We start from the raw sequence: 25,960 nt of genomic DNA, 5'->3' as shown, positions 1-25,960 counted from the left end.
CACCCGGGTAGGCCCCGCACCCCCTTCCGGGCGGTGCGGCCTAGTACAGGACGAACGGGTAGTAGACGGTGTGCGCCAGGTTCGCGTTGGACTGCAGGGCGCCGACGCCGCCGTTGTTGCCGGCCACGCCGAGGGTGTTGTTCTGGTTGCTCGCGCCGGAGCCCGTCGCGGTCTGCTGGGTGCCGTTGGCGTTGCCGTGGACGGAGCCGATGATGTTGCCGGAGCCGATGTTGCTGACCACGCTGCTGTTGGAGGCGTGGTCGGCGCCTGCGCCGTTGTCGGCGGCGGCGGTGCCGACCCCGGCGAGGAGGAACGCGCCGAGGGCGGTGACGACGGCGACTGCGCGAATACGGGACACGGTGGTCTCCCTGCTAACTGGTGCGAATGTGACGCTGCGGGGTGGCCGCCCCTCGCGTCGGTTCCTGACGTCGCGTCATCAGCATTGCGCACTGGGCCGTTCGGGTTCCAGGGCGGGCACGCGGGTTCGCCCGAAGGTGTCACTCTTATGGAATAGCGTCGGAGCCGGGGGCGATCTCCGGAACGCATTGCTGCCAAGGGATTTGGGTTCGCATCGGCCGCCCGCGGCGATCCCGGCACGTCAACGCAGTGTTGACCGAGGATCGACAGAAACCGGAAATCGGAAAACAGTGGTCGCCTGATTGTCGTACTGGCACACTGGGGCCTCATGTCTGATGGTCTTCCCCCCGCTTCCGGTGCCGACGGAAGCGGCGCAGAATTCCCCGCGCCCGAACCCGGGTCCGAGAAGTCGGCAAATCTGCGGACCACCGAGGTCGATCTCGGCGGCCTGGTCGGCGTCCTCGCCACGCACCTGTACTCGACGCCCCTGGTGGCGCTGCGCGAGCTGGTGCAGAACGCCCACGACTCGCACACCCGGCGGAAGCTGGAGGACCCGGAGGGCGACTACCGCCCGCTGATCCGGGTCGCCGGTGACGTCGCGGCCCGCACCGTCGCGATCGAGGACAACGGCGCGGGGCTGACCGAGCCGGAGATCCACGCCTACCTGGCGACCGTCGGCACCGGGTACACCCGGATGCTGCGCGAACTGACCGGCAATCAGGACCTGATCGGCGCGTTCGGCCTGGGCTTCCTCTCGGCGTTCTCGGTGGCCGAGGAGGTGACCGTCACCACCGCCTCGCACCGCGAACCGCACCTGGCGCACACCTACCGCAGCCGCGGCGGCGAGCAGTACAGCGTGGAGCCGGCCGCGCCGCGGCCCGCGCCGGGCACGGTGGTGACGCTGCGGCTGAAGCCCGAGCACGCCCACCTGGCGGACGAGCAGGCGCTGCGCGAGGTGCTGGCGCGGTACTGCGTGCTGCTGCCGATCGCGGTCTACGTCGGCGCGGACGAGCATCCGGTCAACGACGTGGTGGTGCCCTGGCGGCAGGACGTGCCGGGCTCGCCGCACCTGCACCGGATGCGGTTCGCCTCGGCGTTCGCGCGCAGCTTCGAACCGCTGATGGCCTTCCCGGTGACGCCCGTCGAGGGGAGGACCGACGCCGTCGGGCTGCTCTGGGTGCAGGACGGCGGGACGTACGGGTCCACCGACAACCGGGACCTCGCGGTGTACCTGCGCGGGATGCTGCTCGCCGACGACGCCCGTGACCTGCTGCCCAGTTGGGCCGGGTTCATCGGCGGCGTGGTGGAGTCCACCCGGCTCACCCCGACCGCCAGCCGGGAGGACCTGCAGCGCGACGAGCACTACCGCGCGCTGCAGCAGGCGCTCACCGACGCCATCGTCGACGGCCTGTACGAGACCGCCCGGCTGCACCCGGTGGCCTGGCGGCGGATCCTGGCCCGGCACGGGCAGGAACTGCTGGGCGCGGCGCTCTGCGACGACCGGCTGTTCACGCTGCTCGCCGACGACGTGCCGGTGCCCACCTCGCAGGGCGAGCTGACCGCGGGCGCGCTGCGCGCGGCCGGCTCCGGCGCGGTGCACGTGGCGCTCGGCAGCGGCGGCGGCTTCGAGGAGATGCTGTACCGGGCGATGCAGGTGCCGATCGCCCGCGGCGACCGGTACGCGGTGCTGCCGTTCCTGCGCCGGTACGCCCAGCTGCGCGAGTGCCGGATCGTCGAACTCGGCAGCGAGAGCGGCAACCGGGAGCTGTTCCGCGCCCCGGACGCGCCGCTGCCCGCCGAGGAGCAGAACTGGCTGACGGCCGCCCTCGCCGAGGACGGCGAGCAACTCGTCCCGGCCAGGTTCGACCCGGCCGGGCTGCCGCTGGTGCTGGTGCCCGACCGGGAGGCCGAGCTGAAGGCCAGGATCGAGGACGACCAGGCGGACGCCCGGATCCCGACCGCGGCGCTGCGGCTGGCGCGGGCGTTCACCGCGCGCACCGACGGCGCCGTCAAGGCCCGGCTGTACCTGAACCTGGCCTCGCCCGCCGTCCACGACCTGCTCGCCGCCTACCGGGCCGGGCACACCGGGTCGGCCACCGCCGCCGCGCTGCTCCGCTCGCTGAAGGTGATCATGGCGGCGGCCTCCGGCTCGGCGAACGGCGACCTGAACGCCGCGCTGTCCGGGATCTCCACCGCCGTGGCCGCGCTCACCGCCGCCGTCCCCGCCGACGGGCTGTCAGCGGTGCCCGACACCATCTCCGCTGCCGACCCGGCAGACACTACGCAGGGGGACGAGGAACGATGACCACCGACATCTGGTCCTGGGTGCACGACACCCACCGGCAGCTCGCCGAGTCCGGCCAGCACCGGCTGGCGGACGCGCTCGCGGAGATCGCCGGGCACGCCGTCGAGGGCCGCAACGAGCAGCTCGACGCGATGTTCCCGGAGGCGCTGGCCTCCGCCCGGGCGCTCAACCTGCCCTGGGTGGAGGTGTTCCTGCGGCACTGGCGGCTGCAGAACCTGCTGAACAAGCGCCACCAGGGCGAGGCCGCGATGTCCGAGGCGGTGTCGCTGCTGGAGTTCGCGCACCGCGAGGAGACCGCGTCCTGCCCCCAATCGGTGTGCGCCGTCCAGGACTTCACCATCTGCCACGCCAACATCGACGGTCCCGGCTACGTGCCCGAGCGGCTCGCCGTGCTGGAGGAGGCGCTGCAGCGGGTCGAGCCCGCCCGGGCCTGCTTCGACTGCCTGTCGCGCGAGTACGCCGACACCCTGGAGGACGACGACCGCCCGGCGGACGCGCTCGCCCACCTGGACCGCGCCCAGACCCGGATCCAGGCCGCCGGCGAACAGGTCTCGCTGTCCTTCGCGCACAGCCGCGCCTCCGCCCTGCACCGGCTCGGCCGGCACCAGGACGCGCTGGACGTGTACGACACCGCCGAACGCGCCTACGTGGCCGCCGGGCACCGTCCGGACGACGACGACCGGCGCAAGCTCGCCGTCGGCCGGGCCCTCCAGCTGGCCGCGCTCGGCCGCACCGGGCCGGCGCTGGAACTGCTCCCGGACGTCCAGGAGGCCGACCGGTACCCCGACATCCGGCACCGCTGGTCGGCCGCCGTCGAACTGCTCGCCGAAGCCGGCGAGTTCGCGAACGACGCCGCGCTCGGCGCCCGACTGGCTTCCTGGGCGGGGGAGTTGGACGCCGCCGGGTCGCACCGCCCGTGCCTGGACCTGGTCCTGCGGGCCGGCCGGCTGGCGCTCGCCCGCGGCGGCCGCGAAGTGGCCCTGACGCTGGCCCGCACCGGCGAGCGCAAGCTCGGCCAACTGCGCCGCACCGACGGCGTCGCCGACCGGGTGGCCGCCCTGAAGACCGCCGCGGAAGCCCTGCCTCGACCCGAACTTCCGGTCCCGGTGGAGGAGTTGGCGAAGTGGCTGGCCGAGCACCGGCCCGACCCGGAGACCGGCGCCGATTTGCTGGCCGCCGCGCTGGCCGCCGGTGAACAGCCCGACACCGTGCTGGTGGTCAACCTGGCCGGCGCCCTCGGAGCCCTCGGCCACACCCGGGCCGTCACCGAACTCGCCTGGGCACAGCTGGAGGTGGATCCCGGGCACGATTACCTCACCGGCATGCTCGGCGAGCTGCTGATCGACGCCGGGGACAGCGAGGGCGTCGACCGGCTGGCCGCCCGCCTCGCCGACACCGACCCCGCCGACGCGCACTGGCTGCGGGCCCGCTGGGCCGCCGCCCAGGGCCGCTGGGCGGAGGTCGGCGAACAGTGCGCGGCGGTGCTCGCCCACGAGCCGGACGCGCTCAACACCCGCCGCCTGGCCGCCAACGCCGCCACCCGGCAGGGCGACCACGCCGAGGCCCAGCGGCTCTACCAGGAACTGCTGGAGCACGCCCTCGACCCGGCCGAGGCCGGTGAGGACCAGGATCACCGGACGGTCCAGGAGCCCGACCTGTGGCACCTGCTCACCGCCGCCACCGCCAACCGCGACTGGGCGGCCGTCCGTGCCGCCGGCACCCGGCTGGGCATCGAGTTCGACACCGACAGCGGTCCCGTCGACGAGGAGTGGCAGCTGATCGGCCTGCGCGCCCCGCGCGCCAACGGCACCACCACCGACCTGCCCGCCCTGCGCACCGGCCCCGCCACCGCCCGGGTCCTGCCGGTGCTCGGCGAGGACATCGACCTCAACCACGGCGACGTGGTGGTGTTCGCCCCCGCAGTCCTCAACGACCGGCCCGAGCCCGGCCAGGAGGAGGACTGGCGCCCCGTCTTCGAGTTCCTCACCCTGCTCGACCCGGCCGGCTTCACCACCTACTGGATCGACGGCGCCCTCCCCGGCGACGAGGAGTGGTACACCCTGCGCAACGCCCTGCAGGCCGCCGGCTACGGAGTCTGGGCGTACAGCGGAGACCAGTACCGGATCACCGACCCCACCCGCGAGAACGAGACCCTTCCCGGCATCTACGCCGCCGTCGCGGTCCCGCCCACCGCCTCCGCCAAGGAGGCCGACGCGTTCCTCGCCGACCTCACCGCCGGCTGGCCGCACCCCCTGGCCTGGCCCGCCCTGGCCGAAGCCGCCGGCGCCGACCCGGCCCGCCACCAGCAGATCGTCGACGACTACGACCTGTGACCCGCCGCCCCGCCGCCCCGGGTTCAGGACCGGGGCGGCGGGGTCGGGTCGAGGTAGACCCGGGTGACGGCGGGGACGGCCGCCCGGACGGCGCGCTCGGCGCGGTCGCAGGCGGTCTCCAGTTCGGCGGCCGTGACCAGGTCGGCGAAGTCGACCTTGGCGGCGACCAGGACGTCGTCGGGACCGCTGACGCTGGTGACCAGGTCGAGGACGCGGACCACCTGGGGCTGGGCGGCCAGGGCGTCGGCGATGGCGCGCTCGAAGCGGTCGGGGAGCGAGCGGCCGATCAGCAGCGAGGCGTTGTCGCGGGCGAGCACGTAGGCGACCCAGGCCAGCAGTGCGCCGATCAGCACCGAGGCCAGGCCGTCCCAGAGCGGATCGCCGGTGAGCTGGGCGCCGAGCAGGCCGCCGAAGGCGAGCAGCAGGCCGATCAGCGCGGCGGAGTCCTCCAGGAAGACGGCCTTCACGGCGGTGTCGGAGGTGTGCCGCAGGTAGCGGTAGCCGCCGACGTCCAGCCGGGCCGTGACGTCGCGCAGCTGACGGACCGTCCGGGCCAGCGAGACCGATTCCAGGACGAAGGCGACGCCGAGGATCAGGTAGGAGAGGGCGGGGCTGCCCAGGTCCTCGCCGTGCCGGAGGGTGTGGATGCCGTCGTGGACGGAGAACACCGCGCCGCCGACGAAGGTGGCGAAGGAGGCCAGCAGCGCCCACAGGTAGCGTTCGCGCCCGTAGCCCAGCGGGTGCAGGCCGTCGGCGGGGCGGCTGCTGCGCTTGAGCGAGAAGTAGAGCAGCACCTCGGTGACGGTGTCGGCGAAGGAGTGCGCGGCCTCGGAGAGCATCGCGCTGGAGCCGCTGAGCACCCCGGCGACGGCCTTGGCGACGGCGATGCCGAGGTTGCACAGCCCGGCGACGATCACCGTGGTGACGCTCTCGTCCCCGCTGCGGCCCCGGCTGTCCTCCTGCTCGCCCATGGCCGGTCATTATGTCGTATTTGCACGGTTTCGATGGCGGGGCACGCGGGGCCCTTGTTCGCACCCGCGCCGACGATCGGGCAAGGTGGGAGCCACGAGGCGGCCCCGACCGGGCGGGCGGCCGGGGAGGCGGAGGAGCACCGTGTCCGATCGCGAGCCGGAGGGCGCAGCGGCGCCGGAGGCGCCGCCCACCGAAGGGCTGCTCGGACCGGACGCACCGCCGATCGAACGGACCGTCAGCGTCCCGCACGCGCCGCGGCCCGCGCAGACCGAGGGCCTGCTCGGCCACGCGGTCGCCGACGCCGGGGAGTCGGTGCGGGCCCGCAACCCGCTGGCCCAGGACACCCTCACCCCGGAGGAGTGGAACGCCGCCGGCTACACCCCCTCCCACGGCCTGGACCTGACGGAACTGCACAAGGGCGCCCCGGGCGACGCCCCCTGGCCGGACCGGATGCGCACCCTGCTGCGCACGCCGATGGCCGAGCGCCCGGCGTTCGAGCGGACCGCGCGCGAGCTGCACCCGGCGGCCGGCGGGCAGGCCCAGCGCAACGTGCCGCGAGTGCTCGACCTGTCGCTGCGGATCGGCGAACTGCTGCTGGCCAGCGGAGAGGCGGCGGAGGACGTGGAGGCCGCGATGCTCGGCATCGCCCACGCCTACCGGCTGGACCACTGCGAGCCGCAGGTCACCTTCACGCTGATCTCGATCTCCCACCAGCCCTCACTGATCGACCCGCCGGTCACCGCGGACCGGGTGGTGCGCCGCCGGACCTCCGACTACACCCGGCTCGCCGCCGTGTACGAGCTGGTCGCCGACATCACCGCGGAGCAGGTCACCGTCAACGACGCGTACCGGCGGCTCGCCGAGATCCGCCGCAACCGGCACCCGTACCCGGCGTGGCTGATGGCGATGGCCACCGGTCTGCTGGCGGGCGCGGCGACCTTCCTGGTCGGCGGGCAGCACGACGGCAAGGCCTGGCTGGTGTTCGTCTCCGCCTTCGTCACCGCGGTGGTCGGCGACCGGCTGGCCTCGTTCATCGCCCGCCGCGGGCTGCCCGAGTTCTACCAGTTCGTGATCGCGGCGATGCCGGCCGCGCTCTGCGGCATCCTGCTCTCGTTCAACGAACTGCACCTGCGCGGCTCGGTGGTGATCACCGGCGGGCTGTTCGCGCTGCTGCCCGGCCGGGCCATGGTCGCCGCCGTCCAGGACGGTCTGACCGGCTTCTACATCACCGCCGCGGCCCGGCTGCTGGAGGTGATGTACCTGATCGCGGGCATCGTGATCGGCGTGATGCTGGTGCTGTACATCGGCATCAACTACCACGCGAAGCTGCGGCCGGACGAGAGCCTCGGCGGCACCCCCAACCCGCCGGTCCAGCTGACAGCGGCGATGGTGCTGGCGCTGGCGTTCGCGATGCTGCTGCAGACCGACCGGCGCTCGCTGGCGATGGTGGTGACGAACGCCGCCATCGGCTGGTCCACGTACGGGGTGCTGACCCGGAACGCGGGCATCTCGGCGATCGTCGCCACCGGCCTCGCGGCGGGCCTGGTCGGCCTGTTCGGCCAGCTGCTGGCCCGCTACCGGGCGGCCTCCGCGCTGCCGTACGTCACCGCCGCGATCGGTCCGCTGATGCCCGGCTCGGCGCTGTACCTCGGCATGCTGGCGTTCGCCCAGGGCCATGCGGCCTCCGGGCTGGTCTCGGCCTCCCGGGCGGTGGCGCTGGCGCTGGCCCTGGCCATCGGCGTCAACCTGGGCGGCGAGGTGGCCCGGCTGTTCCTGAAGAACCCCGGCGCCAGCGACCGCGACACCCCGCACGTGCTGATCCCGCGCCGGGCGGCGAAACGCACCCGCGGTTTCTGACCCGGCGTCATCCCCCGCAAGAAGAGGCACCACCCGATGCTCAGTGCTCTGCTGGACGGCTACCGCCACCACATCGTGGACGCGCACAAGCAACCGCTGTTCCTGCTGCTGGTCGGGTTCATCGTGTCCTTCCTCCTCATCCGGGTCAGCACCCGGCTGATCCGCGCCCAGGTCCGCTGGTGGCCCGGCAACGTCACCCCGGGCGGCCTGCACATCCACCACATGGTGTTCGGCCTGGGCTTCCTGCTGCTGGGCGGCATCGGGGTGTTCGCGACCAACGGCGGGCACCCGTGGATCGACTGGTTCGGCCTGGCCTTCGGCATCGGCTGCGGCCTGGTGCTGGACGAGTTCGCGCTGATCCTGCACCTGGACGACGTGTACTGGAGCGAGCAGGGCCGCAAGTCGGTGGACGCGGTGATCCTCGGCATCCTGCTGACCGCACTGCTGCTGACCGGATACGTCCCGCTCGGCGTGGTGCCCGGGCAGGACACCCGATGGGGGCTGGTCGCGGTGATCGGCGTCAACGCCCTGGTCTGCCTGGTCGCCCTGCTCAAGGGCAAGGTCTGGACGGGGCTGCTGGGCATCATGGTGCCCGGCCTGTCCTGGATCGGTGCGATCCGGCTGGCCCGGCCGGGCAGCCCGTGGGCCCGCTGGCGGTACGCCGACCGCCCCCGGCGCATGGCGCGCGCGATCCGGCGCGAACGGCGCCTGCACGCGCGGACCGACCGGGCCCGCACCTGGCTGTTCGACCTGATCGCCGGGGCGCCCGACAAGGTCCCGGCGGGCCACCCCAAGGCGCACGCGGTGGCCGAGCGGATGGCCGCCAAGGCGCTCGCGCACCGCCGCCCGGCCACTCCCGTCGGCGGGCGGCGGGCTGTCGCGCCCGACGCCACCGACCCGGCCCGGCAGGCCCGCGCCCAGCGCCGCCGCCGTACCGTCCGGGCCGGCCGGCCGCGCACCACCGCCACCGGAAAGCCGCCGCAGCGGGCGCGCTGACGGCCCGTCCGCCGCGGTGTCGGATAGGGTTCGTGGACGACCCAGCGGTGCCGTCCGGCCCTTCCGCAGCCGCCCGTTCCGACAATCCGACATCCCACCCGTGCGGGCGTATGGCGATTCCACCGACGGGCCGTCAGGTCTGAGAATCTTCCGGTATGTGACCCGATCGTCACTTCGTGCGATGGTCCGACGATAAGCCGAGAGAGAGGAACCGCCGTGCCCCGCAGGCTCCTCCCCGCCCTCCTCCTCAGCTCCGCCGCCCTGCTCGCCCTGCTGCCCGCGGCGAGCGCCCCCGCCGCCCCCGCGGCCCGCACCCTCGTCCGGCCCGCCGACGACCCGCAGCCCGGCGACCCGCAGGACGCCTTCCCCTCCGCCGACGAGGTCGCCCGGGCCCGCGCCGAGGCCGACGCCAAGGCCGCCGACGCCACCGCCGCCGAAGCCGCCCTGGCCGCCGCCCGGGGCGAACTCGACCGCGCCGGGCAGCTCGCCGAACAGGCCGTCGAGGCGTACAACGGCGCCCTCGTCCGGCTCGGCCGGGCCCAGGACGAGTCGAAGGCCGCCGCCTCCCACGCCGCCGCCGCCGAGACCGACCGCGCCGCGGCCGCCGACCGCGCGGCCGGCCTGGTCGCCGAAATCTACCGGCAGGGCGCCTCGCCCCAACTCTCCGCCGTCGACGCCCTGCTGGGCCTCCGCGGCACCGGCTCGCTGTCCGACCAGGCCGCCGCCGTCGGCATCGCCGGCGCGCAGACCCGGCAGATCCTCGACGCGGCCACCGCCACCGCGGCCGAGGCCGCCCGCGCCGCCGCGGCCGCCCGCACCGCCGAGGCCGCCGCCCGGGCCGCCGCCGACGCCGTCCGCACGGCGAAGGAGCAGGCCGAACAGCGGCTCGCCGAACAGCAGCGGCAGGTCACCGAGATCGGCCGCCGCCGCGAGGCCCTGCTCGCCGAACTCGCCACCGCCCGCAACACCACCGTCGAACTCGAACGCCGACGCCAGGAGGCACTGGAGGCGATCGCCGCCCGGGAGGCCGAGGAAGCCGCCCGCCGGGCCCAGGCCGAAGCCGAAGCGGCCGCCGCCGCCGAGGCCGCCCGCCACCACGCCGCCCCCCAGCGCGAGAGCGTCTGGTCGGCCGGCGGTTCCGCCGCCGCCCTCGCCTTCGCCCGCTCCGTCATCGGCCTGCCCTACATCTGGGGCGGCGAAGGCCCGCAGGGCTACGACTGCTCCGGCCTGACGATGATGGCCTGGCGCCGCGGCGGCAAGCAGCTCACCCACTTCGCCGCCGACCAGTACGCCGAGTCCACCCCCGTCACCTACGCCCAACTCCGGCCCGGCGACCTGATCTTCTGGACCAGGACCGGCCGCGCCGCCGACATCTACCACGTCGGCATCTACCTCGGCGACGACCAGATGATCGAAGCCCCCCGCCCCGGCACGGCGATCAAGCAGGCCAGCCTCTGGATCATGGGCCGCCCGGACTTCTACGCCCGCCCGTAACCCCGGTGCTGCGGGCCGAAGGGCCGGAGCGGCGGGCGGCCAGTGGCTCTGACGGTGCAGACGACCGGTCCGGCGTCCACGGTGCGGATCTCCGGGTGCGCGCCCGGCCGGCGGGTCAGGCAGCCGGCGGCGGCCGAACCAGCCTGCGGCACCGTCCTGCTGGCGGTCTTCGCACTGCCCCAGCGGTCCCGGGCGGGCCGCCCCGTGGCGGCGTCCTCCCGAGCCGCCTCGGCGGACCCGACCCGGCCGCCGAGTCGCTGCCCGCCGCCTGCCACGCCTCCGCGCCGACCTCAACCAGCCGCTCCTGGGGGATGCCGCGTCCCCGCCGGCGCTCGGCCCGGCCGCGGCGGGTGCCCCCGCGGCGCCGACGATGACGGTCCGTCGGACCGCGACCGTCCTCGCGTCCTGACGCCGGCGACACCGTCCCGGGCCACCGGAAAACCTGGTGCCGGGGCCGGAGCGCCGTCGTACGGTGGCCCGATGGGCAACGACGCACAGCACAGCCCCGACCAGGGCATCGAGATCCGGCCGATCACCCACGAGGAACTGGCCGTCTGGGACCGGGCGATCGCCCGCGGGTTCATGCGGCCGCACGTCGGCCCGGCGACGGAGTGGCGCGAGGCGCTGTTCGAGCCGGGGCGGATGCTGGCGGCCTTCGACCACACCGACCCGACGCCCGACGGGCCGCGCTGCGTGGCCACCTTCCGCAGTTTCGACACCGGGATGACGGTCGCCGGCGGCGCCCGGCTGCCGGTCGACGCGATCACCGCCGTCACCGTCAACTCCACCCACCGCCGGCGCGGCCTGCTCAGCGGCATGATGCGGCACGACCTCGCCGCCGCCCGCGAACGCGGCGCGGCCGCCGCCATCCTGATCGCCGCCGAGTACAACATCTACGGCCGCTTCGGCTTCGGCTCCGCCGCCCCGCTGGCCGGCTGGCGGGTCGACGTGCTCCGCTCGCGCGGCCTGCGCGCCGACCTGCCCGTCCACCCGGACCACCGGGTCGACTTCGTCACCCTGGAGGAGTTCCGCAAGCTCGGCCCGGACCTGCACGAGCGCTGGCGGCCCACCCAGCCCGGCGCGATCGGCCGCCCCGACGCCTGGTGGCGCCTGCGGTCCGGTGAGGTCGAACTGCCCGGCTTCGACTGGAAGGAGGGCTTCACCGCCGTCCACCGCACCGCCGACGGCACCGTCACCGGCCTGATCAGCTACGCCGTCGAGGACAAGTGGGACGGCGCGTACCCGGACTGCCCGCTGGTCGTCCGGGACTTCCTCGCCCTGGACCGGCCGACCGCCAACGCGCTGTGGAAGTTCGCCTTCTCCGTGGACTGGGTCCGGCACGTGGTCGCCGCCAACCTCGGCCCCGGCGACCCGCTGCCGCTGCTGCTCAACGACCCGCGCGCGGCCCGCCCGCACGAGGAGTCCGCCGACTTCACCTGGCTGCGGCTGCTCGACCTGCCCGCCGCGTTCGCCGCCCGCCGCTACGAGGCCCCCGGCCGGATCGTCCTCGACGTCACCGACCGCGAGGGCTGGACGGCCGGCCGCTGGCTGCTCGAAACCGCCCCCGACGGCACCGGCCGGATCACCGCCACCGAGGCCCCCGCCGACCTCGCCCTCGACGTCTCCCAGCTCTCCGCCCTCTACCTCGGCGGCCAGTGCGCCACCCAGCTCGCCGACGCCGCCCTGCTCACCGAACTGACCGCGGGCGCCGCCGCCTCGGCCACCACCCTGCTCCGCACCGCCCGCGCCCCCTGGAACCCGGACAGCTTCTGACCCCGCCCCGCCGGGCGCCCCGATACCCGCCGGCGGGCGGGGGCGCTCGGCGGCCAGGCGGACGGCATGGGCAGTCGGGCGAACCTCCGACCTCGACCTGCACCTGCTGATCGGCCCGACCGCCTGTTCGACCGGGCCCGCACGCTCGATCCGGCGCGCGCCTGTCCACGCACCCGTGCCGCGACCTTCGGACTGCTCCAGCAGGCTTGGCCGGGCCGGTAGTTGCGCTGGTGCCACGACGGCCACGCGGACGTCCGGCGATGGTCACCGTGGCGACGATCGGCCCGGGCCGCCGTCACCTGTTCGCCGCCGTCGACGACCACCCGGTCCGGGAAGGCGCGGCCGTTCTCACCCGTTTGACCGAAGCTCCCGACTTCACCGGTGCCCGAGTCGCCCCGGACAGCGGTCTCCACCTCGACCCGGAACGCCGCGCGCTCGGCTGCTGGACGCCCTCCAACTGCCCGGAGGCGTACGACCTTTCCTCCCGCTGGCCGGGCTGGGCGATCGACTTCTGGCGGGACGGCCGGACCCGCCGGCTCGCCGCCGCGCCCGGGCGCGTTCACTCCGCCGACGATCGATCCTTCGCGGGCCCGCGCCGAAGTGCTGCGCCGCGCAACCGAGTAGCGCGCTTCCGTCAATTCCGGCGCGCTGAGAATCACTCTTTCGGAAAAGCGAACATCCGTGGGGTGGCGCGGAGTTGGCGCAGGTCCGCGACGTGATCCCGGAACTGCGGAAACCTCTCGAACACCGCCACCCCGAAGGGTGAACGCGGATTCCACTGCGCCACGGGAGTTCGAAATCTGACGGCTCGACAGATTCCTTCGCCCTGCCTACGGTTCGGCGCAAGGAACGCCCCGGCGGGTGCAGGAACACCCCCGGGGCACGGCCGGATTCCCGTCACTTTTACCCAGAAAGAAACCATCCGACGTGTTCAACCTTACCGCTTGCGCAGTGGCCTGTGCCGCCGTCGCCACTCTTGTCCTCGCGTCCGTGCTGGCATGGCGCGTCTCCGGTGCCGGAAAGGCGCCGACCGGACGGCACCGCAGCCCCGCTGACCTGCCGACAGGCCGTCATCGGGCGGGCGCCGGGCGCCCCGGACGGACAGCGCCGATGCCTCCTCCGCCCGTTCGGGCCCCGAACGCCCTGCCGGTGTGCTCCGCGCACCGCCGCCCCGTTCCGGTCCACGTCCTGCGGCGCACGATCGTGCCCGGGGTCCCGCTCGTGCGCGGGCGCGCCACCCGGGTGACCGTCCGGGAGGAGGCCCCGCGTCCGGCCGTCACCGCCAGGGTGATGCCGCTCTGGACGGCGCACGCCGAGATGGCGCTGCGGGCCGAACAGGCCCGCGCGGACGAGCTGGTCCGCCGCCGCGAGCTGGCTCTGCGGGCCGAACTCGCCCGCTGGCAGGAGCTCGCCCGGCAGCAGGAGCAGGAGCAGGAGCGGGAGCAGGCCCGCCGTCAGTCCCTCGACGCGGCGTAGGCCGGCTACTTGACGACGGCCTTGCCGATGCTGGGGAGCACGAAGTCCTGGATCAGGCCCTTGGCGTCGCGGACCAGCGGCCGGAAGACCCGGTAGCGCGAGAGGTTGATCAGCCGGGCCACCAGCGGGGTGGAGCGGCGGACGAACTCGCGGGTGCGCTCGGTGTCGGGGGTGCGGTCGAAGACCCAGTAGAGGACGACGATCATCAGGTGCAGCCAGAGCACGTCGGGGAGCAGTTCGACGAGTTCGGCGTCCAGCTTGGGGGCGAGTTCGGAGCCCTGCAGCACGTCGCGGAAGAGTTCGACGGCAGTGGCCCGGGCGGGGTGCGACTCGTTGGAGAACGGGCTGAGGGCACTGTTCGGGTCGGCCGCGGTGCGGAAGAACTGCGCGGAGAACTCGTGGTACGGCGCGGCGGTGTCGATCCAGGATTCGATGGCGATGCCCAGCCGCTCGGCGAAGTCCCGGGTGTGCGCCATCCGGGCCCGGGCGTCGGCGGCGTGGTCGTACGTCATCCGGTCGTAGAAGCCCTGGATCAGGAACTCCTTGGCGCTGAAGTAGTAGTACGCGTTGCCGACCGACACGCCCGCCTCGGCGGCGATCGCGCGCATCGTGGTCTTCTCGTACCCGCGTTCCTGGAACAGCCGCATGGCGGTCTCCAGGATCAGCGCCCGGGTGGCCTCGCTCTTGTCCGTCTTCGGCTGGGCCCGCCCGCCGGCCAGTTCGGCGGATCCGGGCAGGCCGGTGGCCGCGTCGTTCCGGTCGCTCGCGTTCTCCACGCCGCCCGACCCTACCGGGCCCTGGTCCGGCCGTCCCCGGTCGTTCTCTGGCACCTTCGCCCCGTCTGCCTTCTTGTCCCGCCGCAGTCGCCTTCGAGGTTCGAGCCTAGCCCGGACCGGGACAACTCCGGACCGGGAGGGCGAATCGGAAGTGCTGCGGCTGCCCGGTGCCCCCCGGCACCGGGTCCACCGTCCTCGGCTTCCGGCCGCCGGTCCGCCGCGTGGGGTGCGGCGGGCGGTCCCCTCCTGCGGTCGGAGCCTCTCCGGATTTCGAACGCGTTCAAAATCATCCTGGGGGAGACTCTAGGGCATTCGTTTGAACGCGTTCAAGCTCGCCGTGTGGAAGGCTGGCCGCATGCCTGCCGCCGAACCACCCCTGCTGCGCGAGGGCGGCCCGGCGGACGCCGCCGACGTCGCCGCCCTGTACCGGGCCGGCCGCCGCAGTGCGTACGCCGGACTCCTCCCGCCGGAACTGCTCGACGCGGACGCCGACCAGCAGGAACTGCTCTGGGAGATCCGGCTCACCGCCGACTACGGCGAGCCCGCGAACACGCCCGTGCTGCTGATCGCGGAGGACCCCGGCGGCGCGCCGACCGGCTTCGCGTACCTGGTGCCGGAGGACGGCGCGGTGCGGCTGGAGCACCTGCACGTCCGCCCCGGGCGCACCGGTGGCGGCATCGGGACGGCACTGTTGCGGGCCGCGCTGGAGCGCTTCCCGGACGCGCCCGTCCGCCTCGACGTGCTGGCTGCCAATCGGCGTGCGATCGCCTTCTACGAACGCCACGGCGCCCGCCGGCTCGGCACCGCCGCCGCACACTTCGCGGACGGCAGGACCCTGCCGGAGTACGCCTACGGCTGGCGCTGACGGGGCGTCAGGCCGGCTGTCGGCGCCCGGTGGTGGGGCGGACGGCGCCCGGCAGGGCGGCGAGCGCGGCGAGGGCGGCCGCGCCGACCGGCAGCAGGTAGCCGGTTCCGGGCGAGGTGTGCTGGGCGAGCGAGCCGCCGAGGGTGGCGCCGGCCGAGATGCCGACCAGGATCGCCGCGACCGCCAGCGCCATGCCCTCGTTCAGCCGGTGCGCGGGCAGCCGTTCCTGCACCAGCGTCATGCCGCTGATCATCGTCGGCGCGGTGCCGGACCCGGCGGCCAGCAGCGCCGCGCCGAGCACCGGGACGCCCGCCCCGGCCAGGCCCGCCGCCAGCGGCAGCAGCATCAGCAGGGCCATCGCGCCCGCGCCCAGCGCCAGCCGGACCGCCGCGGGGCGGCGCGGCCTCAGCGCGCCGAACGCCAGCCCGGAGGCGCAGGACCCGGCGGCGACCAGGGCCAGCAGCGCACCGCCGGCCGACTGCCGGCCGAGTGCGTCGGTGTAGGCGAGCGAGGTCACCTCCAGGGAGCCGAACAGCACGCCGGCGGCCAGGAACCCGGCGAGCAGGGCGGGGAAGCCCGCGGTGCGCAGCAACCCCCGTGCGCCGGTGGGACGTTGCCCGGCCGGTCGGGCGAGCGGCGGTTCGGTGGTGCGCTGGGCCGCGAACAGCAGGGTTCCGGCGGTGCCGAAGGTCCAGGCGGCGAGCAGGCCGGCCTCGGGGGCGAGCGTGGTGCACAGCGCCATGCCGAGCACCGGTCCGGCCATGAAGCAGAGCTCGTCCAGGGACTGTTCCAGGGAGTTGGCGCGGTGCAGGACGGCCGCGTCGGCGCGGTGCAGGTGAGCCCAGCGGGCCCGGGCCATGCCGCCCAGGTTGGGGGTGGTGCCGGAGAGCGCCCAGCACAGGAACAGCGTCCAGTCGGGTGCGCCGGACCGGACGCAGAGCAGCAGCGCGCCGACCGGAGCGGCGGTGGCGAGCACCGCCGGCACCGCTACCCGGGCCTGTCCGAGCCGGTCCACCAGCCGTCCGAGCACCGGCAGCAGCGCCGCCCCGGCCAGCACGCCGACCGCCGAGACCGCGCCGGCCAGCGCGTACGAGCCGCGCCGGTCGGCGATCAGGACGACGGTGGAGACGCCGTTCATGGCCAGCGCGAGCCGGCCGAGCAGCCCGGCCAGGGTGAAGGTCAGGGCGCCGGGTGCGGCGAACACCGGACGGTAGCGGGCGAGCGGCAGCGACAACGGACGGCTCCGGGGGAGTGCGGGCGGGGATGCCCCCACCCTCGGGCCGTGGCCGGGGCGCCGTCCAACACCTGCTCGGCCGGATTCACCGGATCCTGTTGTTAATCTTCCGCCATGCCCCGTGACGTCCACCCCCGCCTGCTGCGCAGCTTCACCGCCGTCGCCGAGACGCTCCACTTCGGCCGCGCCGCCGAGCAGTTGCACCTCGCCCAGCAGGCCGTCAGCCGCGACGTCCAGGCGCTGGAACGGGACCTCGGCTGCGCACTGTTCCACCGCTCCACCCGCAGCGTGGAGTTGACCGAGGCCGGCGCGACGCTGCTCCCGAAGGCACGCCAACTGCTGGAACTCCAGGCCGAGATCACCACGCTGGGCGACACCAGGGCGCTGCTGGTGGACGTCAACAGCGCGGGCGGCGACCGCGAACTCACTGCAGAACGCATCCTCGCGGACGCCCGCCACCGGCTCCCCGACACCGAGCTGCTCGCCCGCTACCACGGCGGACTCAGCGGCGCCGCAAGGGAGTTGGCGGCCCACCGGCTGGACGTGTCGTTCGGCCGGTACGCCGGGCTGCCCGCCGCGGTGCGCTCCCGGCTCTCGCACACTCCGGTGCGGCTGGAGCCGATGGCCGTGTTCCTGCCGCTCGGACACCCGCTGGCCGCACTGCCCGTCGTGCCGCTGGCGGCGCTCGCCGGGCACCCCGTGGACGTCTTCGCGGGGCAGCCCGCCACCGCCGAGTGGACCGACCTCGGCCTGCGGCTGCTCGCCGAACACGGCCTGGCCGCCGCCCCCGGCCGCACTCCGCCGGTCGGCGCCGCCGAGTTCGCCCGCTACCTGACCCGGCACGGCAGTCCGGTGCTCACCACCACCGACGCGCCGGGCATCCCCGGCGGGGTGGCCCGCCCGCTGGTCGACCCGGTGCCGCTCAGCCTGCTCGGCCTGGTGCACCGCGCCGGGATGCGCCACCCGGGACTGGCCGCACTGCGCGAGTCGGCGTCCCGACTGGGGGCCGAGGAGGGCTGGCTGATCCGGTCGCCGGGCAGCTGGCTCCCCCCGGAGGACGCCGCCCTGCTGGGCTGAGGACGAGCGCCGCGCCGGACGCCGGGACCGGAAACGGCGGCGCCCCCGCCGAGGGGACGGCGGGGGCGGTACCGGAGGCTGCGGGGCAGCAGGGACGGACGGGCTCAGGAGGCTCGCACGGCGGAGATGTCGAGGGTGAGCTTGACCTTCTCGCCGATCAGCACGCCGCCGGTCTCCAGCGCGGCGTTGTAGGTCAGGCCCCAGCTGGTGCGGTCCACGGTGGTGCCGCCCTCGAAGCCGACCCGGTTGGCGCCGTAGACGTCGGTGGCCGCGCCGGTGAACTCCAGGTCCAGGACGACCGGGCGGGTGGTGCCCTTGATGCTCAGGTCGCCGTGCAGGCGGTAGGTGTCGCCGTCGACCTGCTCGGCGGAGGTGGACTTGAAGGTGATCTCGGGGTGGGCGGCGGCGTCGAAGAAGTCGCCGGTGCGCAGGTGCTCGTCGCGCTGGGCCTGGCCGGTGCTGATCGAGGGGACCTTGATGGTCAGCTCGGCGGTGGAGGCGGCCGGGTTGGCGCCGTCCAGGTGCAGCTTGCCCTCGTACTCGGTGAACTCGCCGCGGACGTTGGTGACCATGGCGTGGCGGACCGCGAAGCCGATCTTGGAGTGCGCGGGGTCGATGGTGTAGTCGCCGGTCAGGTGCGCCAGGTCCGGGCCCTGGGCGGCCGGGGCGGTGGCGACGGCGGTGTTCTTGCTGCGGTTGAAGATGCCCATGACTTCTCTCCTCGGGTGGGGGTCGAAGCCATTTGTTTAGGCTTCAACTTGTTCGATGGCTTCACCGTACTCCGATCTGGTTCAACTTTCAACCATGAAGTTGAAAGTTGTCCTACCTTCCTTTGCGAGGTGCCCCCGCCGGGCTGTCCCCAGCCTGTGGAAAACCGGATGCGCCGGGCCCGGACCGCCGTCCACACTGGCCGCGAACCCGCCTCGCTCTTCAGGAGAGTCGTGCAGTCTGCCGTCAGCGTGTCGCCGTCCCAGATCCCCGAACTGCTGCTCGGCCTCGCCACCGTGCGGCCGGTGTTCCTCTGGGGCGCACCGGGCATCGGCAAGTCCTCGCTGATCAACCAGTTCGCCGAGTCGCTCGGCCTGGAGTGCGTCTCGCTGCTCGGCACCCAGCTCGCCCCCGAGGACCTGATCGGCGTCCCGCAGATCACCCCCGAGGGCCGCTCCCGGTTCTGCCCGCCCGAGACCATCGCCCGCGACCAGCCGTACTGCCTGTTCCTGGACGAGCTGAACGCCGCCACGCCGGACGTCCAGAAGGCCTTCTACTCGCTGATCCTCGACCGCCGGATCGGCTCCTACGAACTGCCCGCCGGCTCCATCGTGATCGGCGCCGGCAACCGCGCCACCGACGGCGCGCTCGCCCGCCCGATGCCGTCCGCGCTGCTCAACCGCCTGGTCCACGTCCACCTGCGGGCCAGCGCCGACGACTGGCTGGCCTGGGCGGCGGGCAACGGCATCCACCCGTGGATCGCCGACCACCTCACCGACCGGCCCGACCACCTGTGGTCCGCGCCGCCCAAGACCGAGGAGCCGTTCTCCACCCCGCGCGCCTGGCACATGCTCTCCGACGCGCTGCACTCCTTCGGCGCCGGCCTCGACGAGGACACCCTCAAGGTGCTCGCCCACGGCCTGCTCACCCCCGCGCACGCCGTCGCCTTCTGCGGCTACGCCAAGATCGTCCGCAACGCGTACGGGCTGGAGGCGATCATGAAGGGCGACGCCTCCTGGCCGCGCCGGATCGAGGACCGCGACCTGCTCTACTACCTCGCCGACTCCTTCCGCGGCCGGCTGGTCAAGGAGCTGCCCGCCCGCAAGGAGCACGCCTCGCCGACGGTCCGTCAGCACGCCTACCGCTCCAAGTCGCTGCTGGTGCAGCTCGCCGAGATCTCCGTCGAGGTCGCCCAGACCGTCATCGCCGACGGGCCCGACGGCAACCCCGTGCTGCCGCCCTGGTTCCTGATCGAAGCCGCCCGCGACCTGCCCCGCCTGGTCGAGGCCCGCCGGTGAGCACCCGCCGGTCCGAGCCCGCGCCGGATCCGCTGGTCGTCGCCTTCAAGGCCGGACTCGCCCAGCTCGCCGCCAACCCCGCGCTCCACGCCATCCCCGCCGGCGTCTGCGACGCGCACGAGGACCACTGCGCGCTGCACCCCGCCACCGGCTGGGCCGTGGTCACCTCCAACGGCACCGTGCACCACAACCGGCGCCGCCGCGCCGAACCCGAGGAGTGGGCCTGGGCCCTCGCCCACGCCATGCTCCACCTCGGCTTCGGCCACCTGCCCGCCGCCCGCGGACCGCGCGTCCAGCCCGACGCCGCCGACCTCGCCGCCCGCTGCGCCGTCGTCAACCGCTTCCTGGCCACCTTCCACATCGGCCGCGCCCCCGACGACCTGCCCACCGTCTGGCCCGGCGGCGACGAGGATCAGCTCGCCACCCGCTGGCGCCGCGACGGCGTCCCCGCCGAGTACCGCGCCTGCGGCACCGCCGGGGAACACCCCGACCAGCACCTGGTGCCCTGGCCCGACCGGACCGACGACCCCGAGGACTGGACGCTCGCCTTCGGGCACGCCCTCACCCGCACCGTCTCCGCCGCCATGGACGTCGCAGCGGGCCGCCGGGAGGAACTCGGCGGCCCCCGGCTCCCGCAGCGCCCCTGGGAACGCGCCCTCGGCTGGTTCGTCTCCAACTACCCGCTGCTCGGCGGCCTCGCCGCCGGACTCACCGTGGTAGCCGACGCCGAACTCGCCCGCGCCCACGGCATCTCGATCGCGGCCGTCAACGCCGAGGCCGGCGAGATCTACCTCAACCCGCTGCGCCGCTACAGCGACGAGGAGTGGCGCTTCATCATCGCCCACGAGATGCTGCACGCCGCCCTCCGGCACGGCGACCGGACCGGCGGGCGCGACCCCTACCTGTTCAACGTCGCCGCCGACTACGTCATCAACGGCTGGCTGCTGGAGATGGGCGTCGGCGAGATGCCCGAAGGGCTGCTCCACGACCCGGAGTTGAAGGGCCTCTCGGCGGAGGAGGTGTACGACCGGATCGTCCGCGACCAGCGCCGCCAGCGCCGACTGGCCACCCTGCGCGGCAAGGGACTCGGCGACATCCTCGGCGAACCGCTGCCCCGGGACGGCCACGGCGGCACGTACGTCGACCTCGACGAGTTCTACCGCCGCGGCCTGCTGCAGGGCTTCGACCTGCACGGCCGCGCGCGCGGCCTGCTGCCCGCCGGACTGGTCGAGGAGATCCGCGCCCTCGCCCAGCCGCCCCTGCCCTGGGACGCCCGACTCGCCCGCTGGTTCGACGAGTTCGTCCCCCGCCCCGAGCCGCTGCGCTCCTACGCCCGCCCCTCGCGCCGCCAGGCCGCCAGCCCCGACATCCCGCGGGCCGGCCGCCACCACCCGTACGAGGACACCCCGCGCTGCACCTTCGGCGTGGTCCTCGACACCTCCGGCTCGATGAGCAGGACCCTGCTCGGCAAGGCCCTCGGCGCGATCGCCTCCTACGCCGCCGCCCGCGACGTCCCCGCCGCCCGGGTCGTCTTCTGCGACGCCGCCGCGCACGACGCGGGCTACCTCCCGGTCGCCGAACTCGCCGCCAAGGTCCGCATCCGCGGCCGCGGCGGCACCGTCCTGCAACCCGGCATCGACCTGCTCGGCCGGGCCCGCGACTTCCCCGCCACCGCCCCCGTCCTGATCATCACCGACGCCGACTGCGACTCCCTGCGCGTCCCGCGCCGCGAGCACGCCTACCTGGTCCCGCGCGGCGCCACCCTGCCCTTCACCCCGCGCGGGCCGGTCTTCCACCTGTCCTGACCCCCCGGCAGTTTCGGGCATGCCCATGGCGGGCCCTGGGTGCGCATGCGTAGGGTCGGCCCGGACAGCACACGGAAGGGGAGCCGACATGTCCGATCCGGGGGAACGCCGGTACCGCCTGCTGGTGGCCGGCTACGCCGTCTCCTCGTACGGCACCTTCCTCAACCTGGTCGCCCTCAACCTGTACGTCTACGCGGTCACCGGCCGGGCGCTGGCCGTCGGCGCGTTCATGGCCGCCCGGCTCGCCGCCGGGTTCGCGGCCGGCCTGGCCGCCGGGGCGCTGCTCGCCCGCCGCTCTGCGCGCAGCGTGATGCTGACCGCGAACCTCGCCCAGGCCGCGGCCCTGCTGCTGCTCGCGGCCGCCCCGGCCGGCGCCCGGACGGCCATGCTGTTCCTGGTCGCCGCGACGGTCGGCGCCGGCGGCACGCTGTTCCTGGTCGCGCTCCGCAGCTCGACCCCGGCACTGGTCGGCGAGGACCGCGCCACCTGGGCCAACTCCCTGATGGTGAGCGGACGTTCGGGCGCGATGGTGGCCGGCTTCGCGTCCTCCGGCCTGGTCGTCTCGCTGCTCGGCTACACCGCGGCGCTGCTCGCCGACGCCGTCACCTTCGCCGTCTGCGCCGCCACGGTCGCCGCCCTGCCGGCCGCCCGGCCCCGCCCGGAACGCGCCGCGGACCCGCAACCCCGCACCCGGCTCCCCGCCGCCGTCGCCGCGCTCGGCACCGTTCCGGCCCTCGGCCTCATGGTGGCGCTGCGCGGAGTGGACGCGCTGGGCTCCTCCTCGCACAACGCGGCGCTGCCGGTCTACTCGACCCGGCTCGACCCGCACCACCCGGCGGTCTTCGTCAGCGTCTTCTGGTGCGTCTGGGCGCTCGGCAACGTCCTGGTCCAGCAGGTGCTCCGGCGGCGGCACGCCCGCGGCGGCCGTCCGGTCGGCGCCCGCGGCTTCGGACTCGGCACCATCGCCATGTCCGCCGCCTTCGTGCTCGCCTTCGCCGGACTGCCCTGGGCCGCGACCGTCCCGATCGCCGTGCTGGCGGGCGCGGCCGACGGCCTCACCGAAGTCGCCTACACCTCCCACCTGCAGACCCTCCCGGAAGCGCTGCGCGGCCACGCCTTCGGCCTCTCCGCGACCGTCGAGAACCTCGGCTTCGGCGCCGGCATGCTCGCAGTCGCCGCCGCCCTCGACACCTTCGCCCCGCTGCCGGTGGTCGCCGTCGCCCACGGCACCGCCATCGCCCTCGCACTGGTCTTCCTCGCCCGCCTGACCCGGCGACGCAGCACGCTGCGGGCCGCTGCGCCCGATGCGGCCCGACCTCCGTTCGTCGGTGGGCCGATCTAGGCTGGAGGATCCGACCCGACGCGGAGGCTCCATGTACGTCCTGCATGCCCAGTGGCGGGCCGACGGGCGGCTCGGCGTATGGGCGGAGGACGCCGGGGCGTTCGTCGGGCGTCCCGTGCAAGGGACCAGGCACCCGTTCGCGTGCGCGGCGGGCGAGGTCGCGGCGCTGCTCGCGGCGGTCGGACCGGGCCCGGCCTGGCTCGCCGAACGCGGCGCCGAACGGTGGCTCACCCTGCGGCTGCCGACGCTCGGCTCCCGGCCGACCCCGTCCCCCGACCTCCCCGTCGGCTCCACCGCCAGGGGGCTGGCGCTCCAGCCGTGGCGGATCCCCGCCCTGCTGTTCGACGTCCCGGAGGCCGCGCAGCTGCTCGGCGAACTCTTCGACCCGGTCTGGCCCGGCACCACCGTCGAGCTGCCCGGCGGCCGCACCGCCGAACTCGCCTACGGCGCCTCGCTGCGCTGGCTGACGGCCGTGCACGACCTCGCCTGGCGGCTGGTCGGCCGCGGCCGGGTCCTGCCCGCCCTGGTCGAGGAGGCCGGCGGCTGGGCCGCCCGCTGGCGCCCCGCCCCAGACGCCCCCGCCCTCCGCGAGACGGCGGCCCTCGCCGCAGGCTGCCCCCCGATCGCCCGCGCCGAGGCCGGCCCGAACACCACCGGCACGGCCCTGCTCGGCACCGTCCTCGACACCCTCACCGACCACGAGACCCGCACCGCCCTCTCCGCCGACGACCCCCCGCTCCCGGGCCGTCCGGCCCTGTCCGCCCCCGAGGGCCGGTCACCCGCCGAATCGTCGTCGGCTCCGGTCCCCGGTGCAGGAGGTCGTTCGCCCCTCGACAGCCCGCCTGCTTCCCCCCGTCCGGGGGCGCCCAGCGGGCCCGCGCCTGCCGAGACCTCCGTCGTTCCGTCGCCGACAGCGGTCTCCGGAAAGCCCGTTCAGCGTCGCGGGCCGGCTTGGCTCGCCGCCCTGCGGGGCCACGACGCCAGACTGCCCGCCCCGCCCGAGCCCGCGGAGGTCGCCCGGCTCGCCGGGTGGACGGCCGGGGCCGAGCCCACCGGAGAGGTGCGGCTCGCGTTCCGGCTGTCGGAGCCGCTCGGTACCGCCGCGGACGATCCGGACGGCGTCGCGCCGGACGAGAACTGGCGGCTCGACGTGCTGCTCGGCCCTGCCGACCGGCCCTCGCTGCTGCTGCCGGCCGCCGAACTCTGGTCCCGCGGACCGGCGTTCGCCGCCCTCGCCCGGACCCTCGGCGACCCGGTCGAGCAGTACCTCGCCGAGCTCGACCGGGCCGCCCGGCTCAGCCCCGACCTGCGGGCCGCGCTGCACCACAGCCGCCCCACCGGCCTGGACCTCGATCGGTCGGGCGCGCTCGCCTTCCTCCGGGACACCGCGCCCGCCCTCGCCGCCGCCGGGTACGGCGTCCTGCTGCCCGCCTGGTGGCGTCGCCGCCCGCGGCTGGGGCTGGCCGTCACCGCGCACAGCGAGCCCGCGCCCGGCTCGGTCAAGCGCACCGCGCAGGCCGACCGGGACGCCGTGGTGGACTTCCGCTGGCAGCTGGCGATCGGCGAACAGCCGCTCACCCAGCAGGAGTTGGACGAGCTTGCGGCAGCCCAGCAGGGCCTGGTCCGGTTCCGCGGCCAGTGGGTCGAGGTGGACGCGGCCCAACTCGCCGCGGCGCTGCGTTTCCTGGCCGCCCGCCGGGACGATCCGCAGCTCGACACCGCCGCGCTGCTCCGCCTCGCGCTCGACGACGGCATCGTGGTGGACGGCCTGCCGGTGAACACCGTGCACGCCGACGGCCCGCTCGGCGACCTGCTGGCCGGCCGGCTCGGCCGCCTGCCCGGCGCCCGCCGCACCCCGCCCCCGCCCGGCTTCGCGGGGGATCTCCGCCCGTACCAGGAGCGGGGGTTGGCCTGGCTGGACGCGCTCGGCCGGCTCGGCCTCGGCGCGGTGCTGGCCGACGACATGGGGCTCGGCAAGACCGTCCAGGCCCTCGCCCTGCTGGCGCTCGAACACGCCAGGGGCGCGCGCGGGCCGGTGCTGCTGGTCTGCCCGACCTCGCTGGTCGGCAACTGGCAGCGCGAAGCCGCCCGGTTCGCCCCGCGCCTGCGCGTCCAGCTCCACCACGGGCCCGACCGCACCGCCCCGGACGCCACCGCCGACCTGGTCGTCACCACCTACGGCATCCTGCAGCGCGACGCCGAGACGCTCCGCGCCGTGCGCTGGCGGCGGATCGTCGCCGACGAGGCTCAGCACATCAAGAACCGCGGCGCCCGGCAGTCGAGGGCGATCCGCTCACTGCGCTCCGGCCCCAGGATCGCGCTCACCGGCACCCCGGTGGAGAACCGGCTGGCCGAACTGCACGCCGTGCTCGACTTCGCCAACCCGGGCCTGTTCGGCAGCCCCGAGTCCTTCAAGGAGCGCTACGCCGTCCCGGTCGAGCAGTCCGGCAACCGCGAGGTCGCCGCCCAACTGCAGCGCCTGACCGGCCCGTTCCTGCTCCGCCGGGTCAAGAGCGACCCCGAGATCGGCCAGCAGCTGCCCGCCAAGCAGGAGTTCACCGTCCGCTGCAATCTCACCCCCGAACAGGCCGGGCTCTACCAGGCGGTGGTCGCCGACCTGCTCAGCCGCCTGCGCGGCGTTCGCGGCGTCGAACGCAAGGGCGCGGTCCTCGCCGCCCTCGGCCGGCTCAAGCAGGTCTGCAACCACCCCGCCCAACTCCTGCACGACAAGTCGCCGTTGGGCGGTCGCTCGGGCAAGGTCGAGCGGCTGGTCGCGCTGCTGCGGGAAGCCCTGGCGGAGGGCGACCGCACCCTGGTCTTCACCCAGTACGCCGAGTTCGGCGCCATGCTCCAGCCCCATCTGCGCCGCCGCCTCGGCGCCCCGGTCCTGTACCTGCACGGCGGCCTCCCCGCGCCGCGCCGCCAGGAACTCGTCGACCGCTTCCAGTCCGCCGACGGGCCGGGGGTGTTCCTGCTCTCCCTGAAGGCGGGCGGCACCGGCCTCAACCTCACCGCCGCCAATCAGGTCGTCCACCTCGACCGCTGGTGGAACCCCGCCGTCGAGGACCAGGCCACCGACCGCGCCCACCGGATCGGCCAGCACCGGGACGTCCAGGTCCGCCGCCTGGTCTGCACCGGCACCGTCGAGGAGCGGATCGCCGAACTCATCGACGCCAAACGCGACCTGGCCGACGCCGTGATCGGCTCCGGCGAGCGGTGGCTGACCGAACTGCCCACCGAGCAGCTCCGCGAACTGCTCGCCCTGTCCGCCGACGCCGTAGGGGAGTGACCC

General features: G+C 74.7%; 19 protein-coding genes. 14 read left to right on the top strand and 5 right to left on the bottom strand.

Annotated features, from left to right (window positions below; all coding sequences use genetic code 11):
• Positions 1-40 precede the first annotated feature (40 nt).
• Complete coding sequence (locus BX266_RS15705) at positions 41-358, bottom strand: hypothetical protein (protein WP_099900370.1); 318 nt, start codon at positions 356-358, stop codon at positions 41-43.
• 327 nt (positions 359-685) lie between these two features.
• Here BX266_RS15705 and BX266_RS15700 point away from each other — a divergent pair, with 327 nt between their 5' ends.
• Together BX266_RS15700 and BX266_RS15695 are read left to right on the top strand one after the other, a co-directional pair.
• Positions 686-2,662: an ATP-binding protein gene (locus BX266_RS15700; protein WP_099900368.1), complete on the top strand. Its 1,977-nt coding sequence runs from the start codon at positions 686-688 to the stop codon at positions 2,660-2,662.
• Complete coding sequence (locus BX266_RS15695) at positions 2,659-4,995, top strand: hypothetical protein (RefSeq protein WP_099900366.1); 2,337 nt, start codon at positions 2,659-2,661, stop codon at positions 4,993-4,995. The genes BX266_RS15700 and BX266_RS15695 overlap by 4 nt, the downstream gene beginning before the upstream one ends.
• 23 nt (positions 4,996-5,018) lie before the next feature.
• Here BX266_RS15695 and BX266_RS15690 read toward each other — a convergent pair whose 3' ends face one another.
• Positions 5,019-5,966, bottom strand: a complete 948-nt coding sequence (locus tag BX266_RS15690; RefSeq protein WP_099900364.1) for a cation diffusion facilitator family transporter — start codon at positions 5,964-5,966, stop codon at positions 5,019-5,021.
• Between the two features lie 142 nt (positions 5,967-6,108).
• On the opposite strand from BX266_RS15690, the gene BX266_RS15685 reads away from it, so the two are divergent.
• The 6 genes from BX266_RS15685 to BX266_RS15660 all read left to right on the top strand — a co-directional run bounded on the left by BX266_RS15685 (position 6,109) and on the right by BX266_RS15660 (position 13,563).
• Positions 6,109-7,824, top strand: coding sequence for a threonine/serine exporter ThrE family protein (locus BX266_RS15685; protein ID WP_099900362.1), 1,716 nt, complete (start codon positions 6,109-6,111; stop codon positions 7,822-7,824).
• A gap of 36 nt (positions 7,825-7,860) precedes the next feature.
• Positions 7,861-8,820 (top strand): hypothetical protein, encoded by a 960-nt coding sequence (locus BX266_RS15680; RefSeq protein ID WP_099900360.1) that lies wholly within the window; start codon positions 7,861-7,863, stop codon positions 8,818-8,820.
• Between the two features lie 216 nt (positions 8,821-9,036).
• Positions 9,037-10,314 carry an NlpC/P60 family protein gene (locus tag BX266_RS15675; protein WP_099900358.1) on the top strand — a complete coding sequence of 426 codons (1,278 nt, stop codon included), beginning with the start codon at positions 9,037-9,039 and terminating at the stop codon, positions 10,312-10,314.
• A gap of 480 nt (positions 10,315-10,794) precedes the next feature.
• Entirely contained in the window at positions 10,795-12,087 is a 1,293-nt protein-coding gene (locus BX266_RS15665) for a GNAT family N-acetyltransferase (RefSeq protein WP_099900354.1), read from the top strand.
• 260 nt (positions 12,088-12,347) lie between these two features.
• The gene (locus tag BX266_RS38070; RefSeq protein ID WP_143686939.1) at positions 12,348-12,806 is read left to right on the top strand and encodes a hypothetical protein; all 459 of its coding nucleotides are present in this window, start codon (positions 12,348-12,350) and stop codon (positions 12,804-12,806) included.
• Positions 12,807-13,197: 391 nt separating this feature from the next.
• Complete coding sequence (locus BX266_RS15660; protein WP_143686938.1) at positions 13,198-13,563, top strand: hypothetical protein; 366 nt, start codon at positions 13,198-13,200, stop codon at positions 13,561-13,563.
• Between the two features lie 5 nt (positions 13,564-13,568).
• Here the strand turns inward: BX266_RS15660 and BX266_RS15655 are convergent, their stop codons facing one another.
• Entirely contained in the window at positions 13,569-14,339 is a 771-nt protein-coding gene (locus tag BX266_RS15655) for a TetR/AcrR family transcriptional regulator (protein ID WP_099900350.1), read from the bottom strand.
• 355 nt (positions 14,340-14,694) lie between these two features.
• On the opposite strand from BX266_RS15655, the gene BX266_RS15650 reads away from it, so the two are divergent.
• Positions 14,695-15,204 (top strand): GNAT family N-acetyltransferase, encoded by a 510-nt coding sequence (locus BX266_RS15650; RefSeq protein ID WP_143686937.1) that lies wholly within the window; start codon positions 14,695-14,697, stop codon positions 15,202-15,204.
• A 7-nt stretch (positions 15,205-15,211) separates the two neighbouring features.
• Here the strand turns inward: BX266_RS15650 and BX266_RS15645 are convergent, their stop codons facing one another.
• Positions 15,212-16,438 (bottom strand): MFS transporter, encoded by a 1,227-nt coding sequence (locus BX266_RS15645; protein ID WP_099900347.1) that lies wholly within the window; start codon positions 16,436-16,438, stop codon positions 15,212-15,214.
• 114 nt (positions 16,439-16,552) lie between these two features.
• On the opposite strand from BX266_RS15645, the gene BX266_RS15640 reads away from it, so the two are divergent.
• Entirely contained in the window at positions 16,553-17,515 is a 963-nt protein-coding gene (locus BX266_RS15640) for a LysR family transcriptional regulator (RefSeq protein WP_099900345.1), read from the top strand.
• A 104-nt stretch (positions 17,516-17,619) separates the two neighbouring features.
• Here BX266_RS15640 and BX266_RS15635 read toward each other — a convergent pair whose 3' ends face one another.
• Positions 17,620-18,225, bottom strand: coding sequence for a YceI family protein (locus tag BX266_RS15635; protein ID WP_099900343.1), 606 nt, complete (start codon positions 18,223-18,225; stop codon positions 17,620-17,622).
• A gap of 231 nt (positions 18,226-18,456) precedes the next feature.
• Between BX266_RS15635 and BX266_RS15630 the strand changes: the two genes are divergently transcribed.
• The 4 genes from BX266_RS15630 (at position 18,457) to BX266_RS15615 (ending at position 25,957) form a co-directional block, all read left to right on the top strand.
• The gene (locus tag BX266_RS15630; protein ID WP_099900342.1) at positions 18,457-19,521 is read left to right on the top strand and encodes an ATP-binding protein; all 1,065 of its coding nucleotides are present in this window, start codon (positions 18,457-18,459) and stop codon (positions 19,519-19,521) included.
• Positions 19,518-21,326 carry a DUF2201 family putative metallopeptidase gene (locus BX266_RS15625; RefSeq protein WP_099900340.1) on the top strand — a complete coding sequence of 603 codons (1,809 nt, stop codon included), beginning with the start codon at positions 19,518-19,520 and terminating at the stop codon, positions 21,324-21,326. The genes BX266_RS15630 and BX266_RS15625 overlap by 4 nt, the downstream gene beginning before the upstream one ends.
• 88 nt (positions 21,327-21,414) lie before the next feature.
• Positions 21,415-22,668 (top strand): MFS transporter, encoded by a 1,254-nt coding sequence (locus BX266_RS15620; RefSeq protein WP_180290499.1) that lies wholly within the window; start codon positions 21,415-21,417, stop codon positions 22,666-22,668.
• A gap of 31 nt (positions 22,669-22,699) precedes the next feature.
• Complete coding sequence (locus BX266_RS15615) at positions 22,700-25,957, top strand: DEAD/DEAH box helicase (protein ID WP_099900339.1); 3,258 nt, start codon at positions 22,700-22,702, stop codon at positions 25,955-25,957.
• The last annotated feature ends 3 nt before the right edge of the window (positions 25,958-25,960 follow it).

Source organism: Streptomyces sp. TLI_171 (assembly GCF_003610255.1).
In the GTDB taxonomy this organism is placed as follows: Bacteria; Actinomycetota; Actinomycetes; order Streptomycetales; family Streptomycetaceae; genus Kitasatospora.
Note: the sequence above shows the minus strand (reverse complement) of the source record. Positions and strands in the feature narration are given on the sequence as shown.